This window comes from Promicromonospora sp. NPDC050880 (genome assembly GCF_044456525.1).
Taxonomy (GTDB): Bacteria; Actinomycetota; Actinomycetes; order Actinomycetales; family Cellulomonadaceae; genus Promicromonospora.
Window position 1 is genome coordinate 1 of record NZ_JBITFV010000006.1, and the last position, 17613, is coordinate 17613.

The following is a 17613-nucleotide window of genomic DNA, read 5'->3' on the forward strand; positions in this document are numbered from 1 at the left end:
GCGAATATCACGTTGGCTGCCACGGGTGAGCGGTCGTGGGCGGAGGCGGGGATCGCGATCGCGGGTGCGGCGTTGTCTCTGATCGGTCTGGGTGGCGCGGCGAAGGCTGCGATGGGGTTGTCCAAGAGCATCGCCAAGGGTGCGTTCAAGGGCGGCTTCAAGCAGGCGATGAAGAAGGGGTGGTGCAAGCTCGGGTTCGGTGCCTGTTTCGTGGCCGGTACCCCGGTCCTCACCGTGGACGGGGTCAAGCCGATCCAGGACATCGTGGTCGGGGACAAGGTCTGGACCCGGAACCTGGACACGGGCCTGGACGAGCTGCAGCTGGTGGCCGAGACGTTCGTGCACCAGGCCCTGGCCCTGTATCACCTGACCATCGACGACCAGCGGGTCTCGACCACGGCCGAGCACCCCTTCATGACCGCCGACCGGGGCTGGCAGATGGCCGGCAACCTGCACCCCGGCGACCTGCTGGTCACCCCAGAGGGCACCACAGTCCTGCAGGCGGTGCAGGTCGAGGAACACGACCTCGCGGACATCGTCGAGGTCTACAACTTCCACGTCGAGAACACCCACACCTACTACGTCCTGGCCGGCGACACACCCCTCCTGGTTCACAACGCCCACGGCGACGACGCCGTCCGCGCACAGGTCAACAAGCACATCGACGACTACGTGGAGGGCGCCGTCGACAGCACAGACGCGGGTGCCCGGATGACGAACGTCAGGACGCCCGGCACGCACGACGAGTACGTCCGCAAGCTCACGGACGACGGATGGAGCAGTCGCACGACGGGGCGGGACAATGAGATCACCCTCCTGGAGAAGGACGGGCACAAGGCGGCCGTTCGCGAGAAGGCCGGCAGCTGGGAGGGGTGGACCTCTGAGTACACGACACCCGGCAACAAGAAAGCAGATCTCAAGATTCGATTTGGGGCGTCCGAGTGACCTACACCTTTGCGCGTGACCGAGCAGAGTACGACGCGGCCCTGGCCGACATGGCTCGGGTGGTCGATCCCGGGGTGCGACTGCCGGCCTGGCCGTTCCGGTCCAAGCAGGGCCAGGTCGACATCTGTGAGTACAACGAGTTCTCCGACGACGACTTCACGAAGGCACTCGAAGTCCTGGCCCGGGCCCATGGTGACGACCGCATCTCGATGGTCGTGGTGGACCCGGACCCGGAGGAATACCACATCCGGGACCACGGCCACTTCCCATGCTTCACCGTGCCGACCGACGACATCCAGGGCTCGTACTGGGACGCGGTGTCCTACGAGCCGCAGGACGATCCGGGTGCCGCAGTGCTGTACGCCGACACGTTCACCATCTTCGGCAACTCGGGACGATGGGCCGTATGGGGGCAGCGGGACTGGGAGGTCGCGGTCATCCACGCGGAGGGCACGGCGCGCCCCTGGCGCGAGGGTACCGACATCTTCGTCTCTCCCGAGACCGCGGTCTCCAGGTTCATCCAGCCCGACCTGGGTGGCTCGAGATGGTCACGGGACGAGACCGACAGCTTCGTGGCGCGGATGAGCGAGCCGGAAGTCAGATGAGCCGACGGCGACCCATGCCACAAGTTCGTTTCGTAGGGCCCAGGATCGAGGAGTCCGAGCATGACAGAAGCATCTGAAGGGCGGCCCACCGCTGACGAGGGTCCGGCCCCGGCTACCGTCGACCCCCAGTCCGACGTGGGCTCCCCCGCGCTCGCCCGGGCACTTGCCACCGGCGACCGCGCCGCCGTCGCACGATCGCTCCGGGAGGATGCCGTCGTCGTCCCCGTGCTCGACCGCGAGGACGGCACACCCCAGGTGCAGGTGTTCCCAGCCCCGGAGGGTGCGGACAAGCCGTACCAGGTGTGCCTGTTCTCCTCGACCGAGACCCTCGCGGCATTCCTCGGGGACGCCCCCGAGCGGGCCTTCAGCCTGCGCCGGCGGGAGTCCCTGGCCCCGTTCCTGACCCGGCACGGTGCGGCGCTCCACCAGGTGCACCTCGACCCGGCCGGGCCGCACCCGATGGTCGCCACCGTCGAGGAGATCCTGACCGCCCTCGACCCGCAGCCCCCCGCCGACGACCCCACCGGCCTCTTCGACGAGACCGGCACCGGCATCAGCGGCGAGGCCCTGCACGCCCTGGGCACGGTCGAGGAACCGGGCGGCTTCCGCGGCCTCGGTATCGAGCTGAACCTGCCCGAGCACTGGGCCATCATCGAGCTCGACGAGCCGGAACGGCGCGAGCGGCAGATCCGCGACATCGTCAAGCAGCAGACCGCCAAGCTGGGCGACCGCTCCGCTCCCCTGCGCCGGGACCTGCGCGAGAAGCTCATCGAGGTCGCGGACAAGGCCGAGGCGGCGGGCGGCAAGGTCATGGCCTACCTGCTGCTGCCCGGCCAGGAGGCGACCCTCGCACTCAACCTGACCCTCTACTGGCACGACCTCGGCCCCGAGGCCGGCTCGTCGTCGCACCTGCAGCGCGTGCAGGACCGGATCGGCGGAGAGCTCGGCCCGGACGACGCGCTGACCCGCACCGAGACCCTGTCCGGCCCGTTCCTGCGGCATGTCCGCCTGGGCCAGGGGTCCGAGGAGGTCGGCGGTCAGAACCTGCCCCTGCTCCTGGTCGACTACTGGGCAGAGGCCCCCGGCCGGCAGTCCGTGGCGCGGCTGTCGTTCTCCACCCCGCACGTCGGCATCCGCGACGAGATGCTACGGCTGACGGACAAGGTGCTGTTCTCCACGGAGTGGATCCTGGGGCAGCCGACCGAGGACGCCCCGGCGGCGCCGGACTCCGACGGCGCACCTGCCCCGGTCGCCCCGGCATCACCCAGCCCCGCGGCCGTCTGACGCCGTCCGCCCGGCCGTCCACCCGCGAGGTGGCGGCCGGGCACCACCGGCCCGGGTGTGGGTGGTGCCGCGTACGCTGGCGCCCATGCCCAGGACGATCGCCACCAACACCACCGTGACCCGCGACGAGCTGCTGGAGTTCCTCCGCTCGCGCCGCAACGGCATCCTCGTGACCGGCCGGGCCGACGGCGCCCCGCAGCTCAGCCCCGTGACCTACGGCGTGGACCCGGAGGGGCGGGTCGTCGTCTCGACCTATCCCGAGCGCGCCAAGGTGCGGAACCTGCGCAAGCGGCCGGCGGCGTCGTTCCTGGCGCTCGGCGAGGGCTTCAACGAGGCCTGGGTCCAGGTGGACGGCACGGCGGAGGTGCTGGACATCCCCGAGTCCGTGGAACCGCTCGTCGACTACTTCCGCGCCGCGGCCGGCAAGGAGCACCCCGACTGGGACGAGTACCGCGCGGCGATGGTCGAGCAGGGCAAGTCGCTGGTGCGCATCACGATCGAGCGCTGGGGGCCGGTGGCTACGGGCGGGTTCCCTGCGCGGCTCGCGGACGGGTGACCGGTTCCGGCCGCCTGGTCTGAGACCATGAGCCGGTGCGAGAGATCAGACAGAGCCGCAAGCTGAAGTCCGTCCGGTACGACGTCCGGGGCCCCATCCTGGAGGAGGCGTACCGGCTGGAGGCGGAGGGTCACAAGATCCTCAAGCTGAACATCGGCAACCCGGCGCCCTTCGGCTTCGAGGCGCCCGAGGCGATCCTCGCGGACATGATCCACCACCTGCCGGAGGCCCAGGGGTACAGCGACAGCCGCGGCATCTACTCCGCGCGCACGGCGGTGGCGAACTACTACCAGACGCACGGCCTCGACACCCGGGTGGACGACGTCTACATCGGCAACGGCGTCTCCGAGATGATCGGCATGGTGCTGCAGGCACTGGTCGACGATGGCGACGAGATCCTGGTGCCCGCTCCCGACTACCCGCTGTGGACCGGTGCGGTGAGCCTGCAGGGCGGCAAGCCGGTGCACTACCGCTGCGACGAGTCCAACGGGTGGAACCCCGACCTGGAGCACATCGAGTCGCTCATCACGCCCGCGACCAAGGCGCTGGTCGTCATCAACCCGAACAACCCGACGGGCGCCGTCTACAGCGAGGCGATCGTGAAGGGCATGGCGGACCTGGCGCGCGAGCACGACCTGGTGCTCCTGAGCGACGAGATCTACGAGAAGATCCTGTTCGACGACGCCACGCACCACCACACCGCGACCTACGCCGGCGACGACGTCCTGTGCGTCACCTTCAGCGGCCTGTCCAAGGCGTACCGGATCTGCGGCTACCGGTCGGGCTGGGCCATGATCTCCGGGCCGAGGCACCGGGCCAGGGACTTCCTCGAGGGGCTCACCCTCGTGTCGAACATGCGCATGTGCGCCAACGTGCCGGCGCAGCACGCGATCCAGACGGCGCTGGGCGGCTACCAGTCGATCGAGGCGCTGATCGTGCCGGGCGGCCGGTTCTACGAGCAGGCCATGCTCGCGGACAAGCTGCTCAACGACATCCCCGGCGTCACCTCCGTGCGCCCGCGCGGTGCCCTGTACTGCTTCCCCCGCCTGGACCCCGAGGTCTACGGGATCGAGGACGACGAGGCGTTCGTCATCGGGCTGCTGCGGGACAAGAAGATCCTGGTCACGCACGGCAGCGGGTTCAACTGGCCCGAGCCGGACCACTTCCGTCTGGTGACGCTGCCCGACGTCGATGTGCTCACGGAGGCGATCGGCCGCATCGCGGAGCACCTCGAGACGCTCCGCACGTAGCTGACGCCGGACGGCGCGCGGCGAGGTCAGGGCACGGCGTGCACGTCTTCCGTGCGGGCGATCGCACGCAGGTGCTCGCGCGCGCGGCGGACCACCGGCGTGGTCACCGGGCGGGCCGCGAGCTCGACGAGGGCGACCAGGTCGGCGGCACGGGCCAGGTCCGTCGCCGCAGCGGGGTCGGGCCGCGACCCGGTGGCCCGCCCGACGGCGGCGCACCAGCCCTCCAGGACGCCCTCGACGTAGGCGGGCTCCCGGTCGAAGCGCAGGAGGTTGCCGAGGTCTGTCGCCGGGTGGCCGGCGTGCGCGTACTCCCAGTCGAGCACGCCGGTGACGCGCAGCGCGACGGGGTCGACCAGCAGGTTCTTGGGGTTGAGGTCGCTGTGCACCAGGCACGGCGGCGCGCCCTCCAGGGCAGGGCCCACGCGCTCGGCCACGGCGCGCAGGGCCGCGGTCTCCGCCGCGGACCATCCGGCGGCCGCCAGCCCGCGCGCGTGGTCGTCCACCCAGCCGGGCAGCCGCAGGCGGAACGGCTCGATCCGCAGCGTCGCGTCCGCGAAGAGCCCCACCTCGGGCATCCGGACGCCGGCGAGCGTCCCGGCGACGCCGCCCAGCGCCCGCCCGAGCGTCCTCAGGTCGTCGTACCGGGCCGCGGTGACCAGTCGCCCCAGGACCAGGTCCCCGCGCTCGCCCGGCAGCAGCTCCGTGAGGAGCAGACCAGGGACGGGCCCGTCGCCGTCGTACGCCCCGTGCACCTCCGGGACCGGCAGGAGGCCACGGACCTGGCGCAGGAGCGCCGCCTGGATGCCCGCCGCCTGCGGGGCATGGTGCGCCGCGGCGAGGTACCGGGCGACGAGCGGTTCGCCGCCCGCCGCTGCCGGCACGGCGAGGAACGTCTCCCCCGACCAGCCTCCGGCCAGCGGCTCCAGCGTGCGACCCGCCAGGCGCGGGTCCTCGTGCGGTGAGTGGCGCATCAGAACAGGGTCTCGCTCCCGACGTCGTCGCCCAGCGACGCCGCGCCGACCCCGTCCGCACGCACACCCGTGAACGCGCCCCGCGGGTAGTCGCCCTCGGTGTGCTGGTCGGCGGCGTCCGCACGTGCCCCCGCGGCCCGGGCCCGGTGCATCGCGGCCCCGCCGAGCCCACGTTCCGCGATCAGCGGCCGCACCCGCGCCCACAGCCAGTCCCGGTAGCCGCGGTGGGCGTACGCACCACGCGCGTAGACCCGGCCGTACCCCTCCACGAGGTGCGGGTGCATGCGGCCCAGCCAGTCCAGGTACCACTCACGGGCACCCGGGCGCAGGTGCAGCGGGAGCACGGTGACGCCGGTCGCTCCGGCGTCGACCAGGTCGTCGAGCAGCTGTTCCAGGTGCGCGAGCGAGTCGGTGAGCCAGGGCAGCACCGGGGCGACCATGACGCCGCAGGGCAGCCCCGCGGCCCGGATCGCCCGGATGAGGTCGAGCCGGGCGCGAGGCGTCGGCGTCCCTGGTTCGACCGCCTGCTGGAGCTCCTTGCCCGCCGGGGTGTCGGCGAAGGCCAGCGACACCCCCAGCCCGATGTCCACCCGCTCGGCGGCCCGCACCAGCAGCGGGAGGTCCCTGCGCAGGAGCGTGCCCTTGGTCAGGATCGAGAACGGGGTGCCGGAGTCCGCGAGCGCCTGGATGATGCCGGGCATGAGCCGGTAGCGGCCCTCGGCGCGCTGGTAGGGGTCGGTGTTGGTGCCGAGCGCGACGGCCTCGTGGGTCCAGGACCGCTTGGTGAGCTCGGCGCGGAGCACCTCGTCGGCGTTGACCTTGACCACGACCTGGGAGTCGAAGTCGTGGCCGGCGTCCAGGTCGAGGTATTCGTGGGTGGGCCGAGCGAAGCAGTTGTGACTGATCACGCCGTTGGCGATGAAGTCGCCGGTCCCGGTGGTGATGTCAACCATCTCCGTCTTCGACCCGAGGTTCTCCACAGCAACTATCCGCAGCGGCGCGGAAGTCTTGACCGCACTGCCGATGATTCTGAGCTTTTGCGTGATCACCGGGTTCGTCAGCGCGAAGAAACGACGGCGGCCGGACGGACCGCCGACGACACGAACGGTGGCCACTCCGATGCCGTTGGCAGGCTCCCGGACGGACGGAACACCCAGCACGCCCAGGGAGTCCGTCGTCATGGTGAGCATCCGTTCGTCCGAGTTGGAGATCCGCAAGACCCGGCCGTCGCAGCTGCCCTCCGCATCAAAGATCCCGGCAAGGAACCCTGCGTGCCACTCCCGGGTCGGCTCGCTCGGCCATTCGATCATGGCGCGGATCGCTGCCACGTCTGCCCTCTTGGACGTGAAGATCCCGTCGATCGCCTGCCGCGTCGACGTGGCGGCCGAGAAGGGACGGCGGTTCGTCGCAACGCCCGCAGCCGCGAGATAGGACTGCGAACGAGTCAGCGCCTCCTGGTCTACCAGCGCGAGGCGGAACATCGTGATCCGGCCGTTCGGATACGTCTTCTCGAAGAGCATCCCGTCGCCACGGATCATCCCCGTGAGATATCCCTGCCGGTAGTCGGTGGTCTCCGGCGGAGCCGTGTATGCGGCGGCAACCATTCCCAGCCCGAATCCTTGCAGCCGGTTGGTGGTCGTGAGGTATGGCCGTTGTCCCTCACCCTTGGGCAGCGGTGCGACGTACTTCCAGCCGCGCTCGGTGAGGAACCGATGGTCGCCGCTGGCCACTATCTCCGTGCCGTCCTCGAGCGTGATCCGATAGGCGTCCTTGGTCGAAGCCCGGCGCGCCAGCACCTCTGTCTCCACGAAGCGCCGGTACGCGCCCTCACGACGGGTCCCGACGATCCGGTCACCTGCCACCACGTGCCGGATCGGCTTCTGTCTTCCGTCGGCCATGAGAACGAGGGTCGACGGATCCACGCAGTAGGTGCAGGCATGGCTGCATCCGCGGTACGGGTTCACCGTCCAGCGGAACGGCATCTGCGAGGCGGCCGGGACCTTCGAGAGCGCACTCTTGGCGAGCACCTCGTGGAAGGTCACGCCCGCGAACTCCGGCGACCGGACGGTGCGCAGCAGCCCCGCGGTGCGCAGCCCGGGCAGCTCGAGCCCGGGCAGCGCGCCGTCGTCGTTCGAGATCGCCTGACCGTGCCAACGCATGACATGATTCGAACATCCGTTCGAACGATCGTCAAGTCGCCGGACGCGCCTCGCCCCGCACCGTCAGGGCAGGGCCCCCGCGCAGGTCGCCACGGCGGCGCCCCCGGCCACCACGACCGTCTCCACCCGCCACAGCCCCCGCTCCTGCGCGGGCACGGGGCGCGGCGGCTCGACCGCGAGCAGGCCGCCGACGGACACCTCGCCGCGTACGGCCGGGTAGGTGGCGCCGGCGGCGTCCGTGAAGACGACCTCGACCGTCGAGCCCGCAGGCGCCGCGACCTCGACGCGATCCCGCGGATCAGGAACCCGCACACCCAGGACGTCGCGGTACCGGTCCACCCAGGCCACGGTCACGACGCTCCCCGCCGGGCAGCCGAGCACGGACCGCTCGACCGCCGCCGGGGACAGCAGGAGCACGGCGGTACACCCCATGAGCCCGGCACCGAGCACGATGGCGGACCCGGCGAGCCGACGACGGGTGCCGTGCCCCTGCCGCAGGCGGTTGCTGTCTACGGCCGCACGCTCGCGCGCCGCGAGGTACGGGGTGCGCGTCCGGACCCCTCGTGCACGACGGCGCCGCGCCGCACCCGTCACTCCGACGAGCGACTGCTCCCAGCGGTCGCCGAGAGCTCTGTCGTGCAGCCGTCCCGAACCTGCCATCAACCGGCCCCCTCGGCCAGACCGTGGCCGATGACCGGCCAGCGACGTCGAACGGGGCCCTGATCGGTCCCGCAGCGAGGCTAGTCGATGCAGACGGATACTTTTCGGGCAAACCAGGCAGGCGGGTCCAGTTCACCCGTCCCAGGGGTCAGCGGCGGGTCCAGGTGGCCGGGTCCGCGACCTCCTGGTCACCGGTCGCCATGTTCTTCACCTCGTGGTCGCGGCCGTCCTCGAAGGGCGGGAACCACACGAACGGGATGCCCTTGCGCGAGGCGTACTTCAGCTGCTTGCCGACCTTGTCCGCCTGGTGGTAGGTCTCCACGTTCAGCCCGCGTCCGCGCAGGGCCGCGGACGTCGCCAGCGCGTCCCCCCGGCGCTCGTCGCTGGGGATGACCACCAGCACGTCCGTCGGGCTGCTCGGGCCGGTCTCCAGCTTCCCCTCCGCCACCAGCTTCGCGAAGATGCGCGTCAGGCCGATGGACAGCCCGACGCCGGGGAGGCTCTGCCGCGTGAAGCTGCCCGTCAGGTTCTCGTACCGGCCACCCGCGGCGATGCTTCCGTAGCCGGGGAAGTCGAGGAACTTCGCCTCGTACACGGTGCCCGTGTAGTAGTCGAGGCCGCGCGCGACGGACAGGTCCGCCGTGACGGTGCCGGCGGGCAGGTCGGCGAGCGACTCCAGGAGCTGGCCCAGCTCACCCAGCCCCTCGTCGAGCAGGTCGGACTTGACGCCCAGCGCCCGGATCTTCTCGATCACGGAGACGTCCGTCCCGCGGATCAGGGCGAGGTCACGGCAGGCGGCCACCTGGTCGGCCGTGAGTCCGACCTGGGTGGAGAGCAGCTCGGCGACAGCGTCCGGACCGATCTTGTCGATCTTGTCGGTCACCCGGATGACCGCCATGGTGTCGTCGATGCCGAGGCCCTCGTAGAACCCCTGGAGCACCTTGCGGTTGTTGACGTTGACGGTCCAGGCCGGCAGGTCGAGCGCGGTGAGGACCTCCACGACGATGCGCAGCAGCTCCGCGTCGAAGTGCAGCGGCACGGTGTCGATGCCGATCACGTCGATGTCGCACTGCGTGAACTCGCGGTAGCGGCCCTCCTGCGGGCGCTCGCCACGCCACACGCGCTGGATCTGGTACCGCTTGAACGGGAAGACCAGCTTGCCCGCGTTGGCCGCGACGTACCGCGCGAACGGCACGGTGAGGTCGAAGTGGAGACCGATGCTCGCGTCCGACTGGTCCTTCGAGTCCGCCTGGAGCCTGCGGAGCGTGTAGACCTCCTGCGAGGTCTCGCCCTTCGACTGGAGCACGTCCAGGCGCTCGACCGACGGCGTCTCGATCGAGCTGAAGCCGTAGCTCTCGAAGATGCGCCGGATCTCGTCGAGCCAATGCAGCTCGACCAACCGGACCTCGGGCAGCCACTCGGGGAAGCCGCTGATCGGGTCGGGGCGGACGAGCTGTTCGGCCATGCTGAGGTGCTCCTCGTGTGCTGTGGATGGACCCGCTTCTCGGGGCCCGCGGGACCGGCGACGGCAGCGACTGCTCACGCCACCGCGGACCGGCCTCGATTCTAGGCGCTCAGGCGGCCAGGAACGGGTTGGTCTCGAGCTCGTGCCCCACCGTGGTGGCCGGCCCGTGCCCCGGCACGACGGCGAGCGCCGGGTCGAGGCCGCGTACCACGTCGTGCAGGGTCCGGGTCATCACGGCCGGCGAGCCGCCGGGCAGGTCGGTCCGGCCGATCGAGCCGGCGAACAGGACGTCGCCGGCCAGGACGGTGTCGTCGAGGCGGTAGAGGGTGGAGCCCTCGGAGTGGCCGGGTGCGTGCAGGCCGTGCAGCGTGACCTCGCCGAACGTGAGCAGGGCCGAGCCCTCCGGCGTGCCGAACGGCTCGATGCGTGCGGGCTCGCGGTAGTCCGCGCGGTGCAGGCCGAGTGCGGACTCCAGGGCGGGGCTGAGCGTGCCGAAGGGGTCGGCGAGGCGGTAGGCGTCGGCCTCGTGCAGCACCATCGGGACGTCGTAGCGGGCGCAGAGCGCCCCGGCGTCCCAGGTGTGGTCGGCGTGGCCGTGGGTGGCCAGGACGGCGCGCGGCGTCAGCCCGGCGTCGTCGACCAGCCGCGCGACGGCGTCCGCGACGCCCGCGCCAGCGTCCACCACCACGCAGTCGCCGCCCGAGGACACCACGCAGCAGTTGGTGCCGAACACCGGTGCGACCACGACACGAATCTCCACGGACCCACGCTATCCCGCCTCGTGGGCCGCTCGCGGGGCCCTGTTCACCCGCCGGCGGAACCGCTCGGACGGTATGAGCTGGCATCCGATGCCTACACTGTCCCCGCACGGGGTGATTCGCCCCGGATCCGGCGGTGAATCGGTCCAGCGGGGCCGCGTCCGGGTCGAGGCGGGTCCGAGAGAGCACGGAGAAGGGAACGCGGTGGCGTCCACCAAGCAGCGGCAGCGCGCGCAGCAGGCCAAGCAGGACCGCAAGCGCGAGCAGCGGCAGGCGGCCAGGCGCGCCCGCAGGCAGCGGTTGTGGACCCTGATCGCCCTGTTCACGGTGCTCGCGCTCGTGGGTGCCTTCGCCGTGGCGGCCCTCATCGACGGCAACGCGCCGGACGAGGCCGGCGCCTGCCCCGCCGGCGTCGAGGAGGCGCGCGAGGGCTACGAGCTCGCCGACCCGTCCGTCGCCGAGGACCGCACCTGGACCGTCACCCTGCAGGCGTGCTCGGGCGACACCCAGGCCGACATCGTCCTGGAGCTCGACGGCCACGAGGCCCCGCAGGCCGTCGCGAGCTTCGTCACGCTCGCCCAGGACGGCTACTTCGACGGCACCGGCTGCCACCGGCTGACCACCGAGGGCATCTTCGTGCTCCAGTGCGGCGACCCGACCTTCACCGGCTCCGGCAGCCCGGGCTACAGCTTCGGCCCGATCGAGAACGCCCCGGACGACGACGTCTACCCGGCCGGCACCGTCGCCATGGCGCGCCGCGGGGGCGACGCGGAGTCCATGGGCTCCCAGTTCTTCCTCGTCTACGAGGAATCGACCATCCCGTCCGACGCAGCCGGCGGGTACACGGTCTTCGGCACGATCACATCCGGCCTGGACTTCGTCCAGGCAGTCGCTGACGCGGGAGTGACGGGCGGTGCCGCTTCTGACGGCGCGCCCGCCACCCCGGTCACCATCGAAGGAGTTGAGACCCAGTGAGCGAACCCACTTCACGCTCGTCCGAGCCCGTCCAGCAGGACGCGCCCGCCGAGCCCGTGGCCGAGACTCCGACCGCAGCAGAGGCACCCGCCGAGGCGGTGAACGAGGCGGCCGAGGCACCCGAGGCGGAGACCGCTGCGCCGGATGCTCCTGAGGCCGAGACCGAGGAGGCACCCGCCGAGGAGGCTCCTGAGGCGACCTCGCCCGCGGAGACCGCCACCGAGGAGGCGTCCACGGAAGCGACCCCCGCCGACGACGCCGCCGTGCCGGAGGCTGCCGCTGACGAGGCTGCCGCTGACGAGGCCGGCACCGACGAGGCCGTGGTCGAGGCTCCCGCCGAGGACGCTCCGGCCGAAGAGGCGCCCGCCGCCGAGGCGCCCGCCGAGGAGGCACCCGCCGCCGAGGAAGCAGCCGAGGCACCCGCCGAGGAAGCACCCGTGGCAGAAGCCCCCGCCGCTGAGGCGGAGGCCGCCGAGGAGGCGCCCGCCACCACCACGCCGGCCCCGGCACCCGCGGCCCCGAAGCCGTCGGCGATCCCGTCGCCGGCCGCTCTGGCCCGTCCCCGGCCGCCCAAGCCGGGCGCGCCGGCGGCTCCCGCCGCGCAGTCCGCGCCGGTCGCACCCGCGCCGGTGGTCCCGGCTGCCGCCGACGCCGCCGCGCACGCCGAGGCCGAGACCTTCGGCCGCGTGGACGACGAGGGCACCGTGTACGTCCGTGAGGCCGCCGGCGAGCGCGTCGTCGGTCAGTTCCCCGGGGTCACCACCTCGGAGGCGCTGGCGCTGTACGTGCGCCGCTACCTGGACCTGAACGCGAAGGTCGGGCTGTTCGAGGCCCGTCTGGACAGCGCCGACCTGTCGGTGCGCGAGATCGACCAGACCCTCCAGAAGCTCGGTGAGGAGACGGCCGAGCCGGCCGCCGTCGGCGACCTGGACGGTCTGCGTGCCCGTGTCGAGGCCCTGCGCGGCCGTGCCGCCGAACGCCGGGCGGCCCTGGAGGCCGCACGCGCGGCCGCGAAGGCGGAGGCCGTCGCCGCGCGCACCGTGATCGTGGAGGCCGCGGAGAAGATCGCCGCGACCGACCCCGCCAAGATGCAGTGGCGCCCCGCCGGCGAGGAGCTGCGTGCCCTGCTGGACCGCTGGAAGGACGCGCAGCGCTCCGGGCCGCGCATCGACCGCCCCACGGAGGAGTCCCTCTGGAAGCGGTTCAGCCACGCCCGCACCGCGTTCGACCGCGAGCGCCGGCACTTCTTCGCCGACCTGGAGCAGCGCAACAACGCCGCCAAGATCGAGAAGGAGAAGCTGGTCTCGGAGGCCGAGGCGCTGTCCACGAGCACGGACTGGGGCTACACCGCTGGCGCGTACCGCGACCTCATGGCGCGCTGGAAGGCCGCGGGCCGGGCGTCCCGCAAGGACGACGACGCGCTCTGGGCCCGCTTCCGGGCGGCCCAGGACCGGTTCTTCCAGGCCCGGGACGCCGAGAACGCCGTGATCGACGCGGAGTACGGCGAGAACCTGAAGGTCAAGGAGGAGCTGCTCGCGGAGGCGGAGGCACTGGTCCCGGTCAAGGACCTGAACAAGGCCAAGGCAGCCCTGCGCGGCATCCAGGAGCGCTGGGAGGAGGCGGGCAAGGTCCCGCGCGGTGACATCCAGCGCGTCGAGGGTCGCCTGCGTGCGGTCGAGACCGCGATCCGCGACGCCGACCAGGCGCAGTGGCGGCGGACCAACCCGGAGACGCGCGCCCGTGCCGAGGGTGCCGCCGCGCAGCTGGAGGCCGCGATCGCCGGCCTGGAGGCGGATCTCGCGGACGCTCAGGCCAAGGGCGACAAGCGCAAGGTCTCCGAGCTGGAGGCCGCCGTGACCGCGCGCCGGTCCTGGCTCGAGCAGGTCGTCAAGGCCGCCGAGGACTCGCGAGGCTGATCCCCGGTCGTCCACAGCGGGCCCGGTCGCGCTCTGCGCGGCCGGGCCCGCTGTCGTAGGTTCTCGGGGTGTCGTCCTCGCTCGCCGCGCTCCTCGACCCCCGGCCGGCTCCCGTGCCGCTGGTGGTCACGCCCGCGCACGTGGGCGGACCGGTGGCCTGGTCCGACCTGATGCGGTCGGGCGCCCTGACGGAGCTGTACGACGGCGCGGCCGTCGGCCCGGCGTCGGCCGTCGACGCGCGGCACCGCGCCCTGGCGCTCGCGCCCGAGGTGCCGGCCTCCTGCGTGCTGGCCGCCGCGACCGCCGCGTGGGTGCACACGGGGGTGTACGACGGCGCCGTCACGCCGGCCTGGCCCGCGGGCGCCCCGGTGGAGGTGGCGTACTCCCCCGGCCGGCGCTGCCCCGTGCCGCGGCCCGGCAGGGTCGCCCGCCGTGCGCCGGGCCTGGCGGCGGACATCGTGCGGCCCGCGGGCGTGCCGGTCACGAGCCCGGACCGGACCGCCGTCGACGTGGCGCGGACGGTGCCGACGGAGGCCGCCGTGCCCGTCCTCGTCGCGCTGGCGGGCCACGGCGCGGACCTCGGACGTGCGGCGCGGTTGCTCGACCGGCGCGCCCGGGTGGTGGGCCGGCCGGCGGCGCACCGGGCGCTCGCGGCGGCGCGCGCGCTGCTGGAGCGCTAGTTTCGGGTCATGGCCGCATCCAAGTCACCCGCAGTGGAGCTCGATGTCGCAGGCCGCACGGTGCGCGTCACGAGCCCGGACCGTGTCGTCTTCCCCCGGGGCATCACCAAGCTCCAGGTCGTGGAGTACTTCGTCGCCGTCGCGGACGGCATCACGGGTGCGCTGCTGCACCGGCCCACCACGCTGGAGCGCTGGCCCAAGGGCTGGCACGAGGGCGCGCACCTGGCCACCCGCATGCCCAAGCCGAACGACCCGAAGGGGGACGGCTTCTACCAGAAGCGCATCCCGCAGGGCGCCCCGGACTACGTGGAGACCGCGACGATCGCGTTCCCCTCGGGCCGGACGGCGGACGAGGTGTGCCCCACGGAACCCGCGGTGGTGGCCTGGGCGGCCAACATGGGCACGCTCACGTTCCACCCCTGGCCCGTGCGGCGGGACGACGTCGAGGCGGTGGACCAGCTCCGGATCGACCTGGACCCCCAGCCGGGCACGGACTTCGACGACGCCGCCGCGGTGGCCCCGCACCTGCGGGAGCTGCTGGGTGAGCTGGACCTGGTGGGGTACCCCAAGACCTCCGGCGGGCGGGGCCTGCACGTGTTCGTGCCGCTGGAGCCGCGGTGGACGTTCACGCAGGCCCGGCGCGCCACGATCGCCGTCGGGCGGGAGCTGGAGCGGCGCCTGCCGGGACGGGTGACCACGCGCTGGTGGAAGGAGGAGCGGGGCGAGGCGATCTTCGTGGACTACAACCAGATGGCCCGTGACCGCACGATCGCCTCGGCGTACTCGATCCGCGCCAACGCCCGGGCCACGGTCTCGATGCCCCTCGACTGGGACGAGGTGCCGGACGTGCACCCGGACGACTTCGACGTGCTGACGGCCCCGGGCCGGTTCGCGGAGCGGGGCGACCTGTTCGCGCCGCTCCGTGCCGACCGGGACCCGGCCCTGGACTGCTCGCTGGACGCGGCGCTGGAGCTCGCGGCCCGCGACGAGGCCGACGGGCTCGGCGACCTGCCCTACCCGCCCGAGTACCCGAAGATGCCGGGCGAGCCCAAGCGGGTCCAGCCCAGCCGCGACAAGGACCGGGACCGGTCCGCGGACTGAGCCTCGCGGACCGGTCCCGTGCCGGTCTCGGTTCGCCCGGTCTCATCGCCCGGGTCTCAGTGGGACCGCAGCGCCTTGATGAGCTCCCCCTTGCGCATCGACGAGCGGCCGGGGATGCCGATCTCGGCGGCCCTCTTGCGCAGGTGCTCGACCGTCCAGTCGTCGTAGTCGCCGGCCTTGCCGCCCTTGCGCCCGACGCTCTTGCGGGACGAGGCCGCCGCGGCGTTCGCGATGCGTGCCGACTTCTCCTTCGAGCTGCCCTCGTCGCGGAGCTTCTCGTACAGCTCCTTGTCCTTGACGCTGGGTCCGGGATCACGCTTCGGCATGGTTGCACCTCCCGCTCGGGACGATTGCTCACTTTCCACGATGGCCCAGGTCACGCTGACTCGCACCCGCGCGGATCGATGAGTTCCGGCCCGCTCCGTGGTCGGATAGGGCCATGGGAACTCTGCGCTACTCGGCGAACATGTCCGCCGACGGCTACACGGTCGACACCGAGGGAAAGTTCGACTGGGCCATGCCCTCCGACGAGGTGCACGCCTTCATCAACGAGATGGAGGCCGACGTCACCACCTACGTCCTGGGCCGCGACATGTACCGCACCATGGTGTTCTGGGAGACGTACCAGGACCAGCAGGGCGCCAGCCCCGTGTACGCACAGTTCGCGGACCTCTGGCGGCGGGCGGACAAGTTCGTGGCCTCCTCGACGCTGCCGCAGAAGGCCGTCACGTCCCAGCGCACCCGGATCGTCCGCGACCTGCGGCCCGCCGACCTGCGGCGCATCGCGGACGAGCGGCCCGGCGTCACCTCCGTGGGCGGGCCGACCCTGGCCGCGGAGGCGATCCGCCAGGGGCTGGTCGACGACTACCGCCTCATCGTGTTCCCCGAGGTGGTGGGTGGTGGCCGGCCCGCGCTGCCGCCCGGCGCCCGCCTCGGCCTGTGCCTGACGGACATCCGGGCGTTCTCCGACGGGTGCGTCTACCTGCGGTATGCGCCGCGCTGAGGCAGGCTCGTCCTCGTGACCACTGACCACCTGCCCGTGCAGCCCCCGGTCCGGCCGATGCTCGCCAAGAGCGTGGCATCGGTGCCCGCCCAGTCCGGGTCCGACGACGCACCCGCCTACGTCTACGAGCCGAAGTGGGACGGCTTCCGCGCGATCGTGTACCGCGACGGCGACGAGGTGCGGATCGACTCGCGCAACGCCAAGCCGATGGACCGGTACTTCCCGGACGTGGTCGCGGCGGTGCGCGAGGCGCTGCCGGAGCGGTGCGTGGTCGACGGTGAGATCGTCATCGCCCGGGCCCCCGAGGGTGGCGCGGCGCACCTCGACTTCGACCTGCTGTCGCAGCGGATCCACCCGGCGGCGTCACGCGTGACGATGCTCGCGGAGACGACGCCGGCCGCGCTCGTGGTCTTCGACGTCCTGGCGCTGGGCGGCGACTCGCTCATGGAGCGGCCGCTGACCGAGCGGCTCGAGGCCCTGGACGGCCTGGGGCTGACCGGCCCGCTGGTGTTCGCCACGCCCCGCACGCTGGACGCCACCGTGGCGGCCGAGTGGTTCGCGTCGTTCGAGGGCGCCGGCCTGGACGGCGTCGTCGCCAAGCCCGCGGACGGGCCGTACGCGCCCAACAAGCGCGCCATGCTGAAGATCAAGCATGCGCGCACGGCCGACGTCGTGCTGGCGGGGTACCGGCTGCACAAGACCTCGACGCCGGAGCAGCCGCTGCTGGGCTCGCTCCTGCTCGGCCTGTGGGACGACGCCGCGCCTGCGCCACGCCTGCAGTTCGTCGGTGTCGCGGCGTCGTTCTCCGCCGCCCGGCGCGCGGAGCTGGTCGCCGAGCTCGCCCCGCTGGTCGTCGAACCCGGGACCCCGGAGGCGGACGCGCACCCGTGGCACGGCTGGGCGGACCCGGCCGCGGGCGAGCCGAGCGACCGGCTGCCCGGCGCGCAGTCCCGCTGGAGCGCGGGCAAGGACCTGTCGTTCACGCCGCTGCGGCCCGAGCGGGTGCTCGAGGTGGGCTACGACCACATGGAGGGCAGCCGGTTCCGGCACACCGCCCAGTTCAAGCGGTGGCGACCGGACCGCGAGCCGGCGTCGTGCACCTACGAGCAGCTCGAGGAGCCGGTCCGGTTCGATCTCGGAGAACTTCTGCCCGGAGCGCCCGGCACCGCCTGAGACCCTCCACCTTCAAGATATAGCGCCATGGGGGGCTTGCGGCAAGGGCCCGGGCATGCCGCAGAATCGTCGGCCGGCGGGCCGCAGCCCGCCGGGACGAGGCTGACCGGGG

At 72.4% G+C, this 17613-nt stretch carries 17 protein-coding genes; 11 read left to right on the forward strand and 6 right to left on the reverse strand.

Features of this window, described 5'->3' with window-relative positions:
- From ACIBBF_RS12275 to ACIBBF_RS12295, 5 genes are all read left to right on the forward strand, one after another.
- Nucleotides 1-945 (forward strand): polymorphic toxin-type HINT domain-containing protein (locus tag ACIBBF_RS12275; protein WP_397413495.1); only part of this gene is annotated, 945 nt, incomplete at its 5' end.
- Entirely contained in the window at nt 942-1550 is a 609-nt protein-coding gene (locus ACIBBF_RS12280) for a hypothetical protein (RefSeq protein WP_397413496.1), read from the forward strand. The genes ACIBBF_RS12275 and ACIBBF_RS12280, both read left to right, overlap by 4 nt.
- 60 nt (nt 1551-1610) lie before the next feature.
- Nucleotides 1611-2834: an SseB family protein gene (locus ACIBBF_RS12285; RefSeq protein ID WP_397413497.1), complete on the forward strand. Its 1224-nt coding sequence runs from the start codon at nt 1611-1613 to the stop codon at nt 2832-2834.
- An 85-nt stretch (nt 2835-2919) separates the two neighbouring features.
- Complete coding sequence (locus ACIBBF_RS12290; protein ID WP_397413498.1) at nt 2920-3390, forward strand: PPOX class F420-dependent oxidoreductase; 471 nt, start codon at nt 2920-2922, stop codon at nt 3388-3390.
- A 35-nt stretch (nt 3391-3425) separates the two neighbouring features.
- Nucleotides 3426-4640, forward strand: a complete 1215-nt coding sequence (locus ACIBBF_RS12295; protein ID WP_397413499.1) for a pyridoxal phosphate-dependent aminotransferase — start codon at nt 3426-3428, stop codon at nt 4638-4640.
- A 26-nt stretch (nt 4641-4666) separates the two neighbouring features.
- On the opposite strand, the gene ACIBBF_RS12300 is transcribed toward ACIBBF_RS12295, so the two are convergent.
- The 5 genes from ACIBBF_RS12300 to ACIBBF_RS12320 form a co-directional block, all read right to left on the reverse strand.
- Complete coding sequence (locus ACIBBF_RS12300) at nt 4667-5611, reverse strand: phosphotransferase family protein (protein WP_397413500.1); 945 nt, start codon at nt 5609-5611, stop codon at nt 4667-4669.
- Nucleotides 5611-7770, reverse strand: a complete 2160-nt coding sequence (locus ACIBBF_RS12305; RefSeq protein ID WP_397413502.1) for an intein-containing Rv2578c family radical SAM protein — start codon at nt 7768-7770, stop codon at nt 5611-5613. The genes ACIBBF_RS12300 and ACIBBF_RS12305 overlap by 1 nt, the downstream gene beginning before the upstream one ends.
- 63 nt (nt 7771-7833) lie before the next feature.
- A complete protein-coding gene (locus tag ACIBBF_RS12310; RefSeq protein ID WP_397413504.1) occupies nt 7834-8430 on the reverse strand; it encodes a hypothetical protein in 597 nt (198 codons plus the stop codon).
- 148 nt (nt 8431-8578) lie between these two features.
- Nucleotides 8579-9895: a histidine--tRNA ligase gene (hisS, locus tag ACIBBF_RS12315; RefSeq protein WP_397413505.1), complete on the reverse strand. Its 1317-nt coding sequence runs from the start codon at nt 9893-9895 to the stop codon at nt 8579-8581.
- A gap of 109 nt (nt 9896-10004) precedes the next feature.
- On the reverse strand, nt 10005-10655 hold the full coding sequence (locus tag ACIBBF_RS12320; protein WP_397413506.1) for an MBL fold metallo-hydrolase: 651 nt from the start codon (nt 10653-10655) through the stop codon (nt 10005-10007).
- Between the two features lie 202 nt (nt 10656-10857).
- Here ACIBBF_RS12320 and ACIBBF_RS12325 point away from each other — a divergent pair, with 202 nt between their 5' ends.
- The 4 genes from ACIBBF_RS12325 (at nt 10858) to ACIBBF_RS12340 (ending at nt 15325) form a co-directional block, all read left to right on the forward strand.
- Nucleotides 10858-11628: a peptidylprolyl isomerase gene (locus ACIBBF_RS12325; protein WP_397413508.1), complete on the forward strand. Its 771-nt coding sequence runs from the start codon at nt 10858-10860 to the stop codon at nt 11626-11628.
- Nucleotides 11625-13544 carry a DUF349 domain-containing protein gene (locus ACIBBF_RS12330; protein WP_397413509.1) on the forward strand — a complete coding sequence of 640 codons (1920 nt, stop codon included), beginning with the start codon at nt 11625-11627 and terminating at the stop codon, nt 13542-13544. Before ACIBBF_RS12325 ends, ACIBBF_RS12330 begins: the two co-directional genes overlap by 4 nt.
- Before the next feature lie 68 nt (nt 13545-13612).
- Complete coding sequence (locus ACIBBF_RS12335; protein ID WP_397413511.1) at nt 13613-14224, forward strand: hypothetical protein; 612 nt, start codon at nt 13613-13615, stop codon at nt 14222-14224.
- 9 nt (nt 14225-14233) lie between these two features.
- Nucleotides 14234-15325, forward strand: coding sequence for a DNA polymerase domain-containing protein (locus tag ACIBBF_RS12340; RefSeq protein WP_397413512.1), 1092 nt, complete (start codon nt 14234-14236; stop codon nt 15323-15325).
- A 56-nt stretch (nt 15326-15381) separates the two neighbouring features.
- Here ACIBBF_RS12340 and ACIBBF_RS12345 read toward each other — a convergent pair whose 3' ends face one another.
- Nucleotides 15382-15651, reverse strand: a complete 270-nt coding sequence (locus tag ACIBBF_RS12345; RefSeq protein ID WP_397413513.1) for a Rho termination factor N-terminal domain-containing protein — start codon at nt 15649-15651, stop codon at nt 15382-15384.
- A 113-nt stretch (nt 15652-15764) separates the two neighbouring features.
- On the opposite strand from ACIBBF_RS12345, the gene ACIBBF_RS12350 reads away from it, so the two are divergent.
- Together ACIBBF_RS12350 and ACIBBF_RS12355 are read left to right on the forward strand one after the other, a co-directional pair.
- Nucleotides 15765-16328 carry a dihydrofolate reductase family protein gene (locus ACIBBF_RS12350; protein ID WP_397413514.1) on the forward strand — a complete coding sequence of 188 codons (564 nt, stop codon included), beginning with the start codon at nt 15765-15767 and terminating at the stop codon, nt 16326-16328.
- 15 nt (nt 16329-16343) lie between these two features.
- Nucleotides 16344-17501, forward strand: a complete 1158-nt coding sequence (locus ACIBBF_RS12355) for an ATP-dependent DNA ligase (RefSeq protein WP_397413515.1) — start codon at nt 16344-16346, stop codon at nt 17499-17501.
- Nucleotides 17502-17613 lie beyond the last annotated feature (112 nt).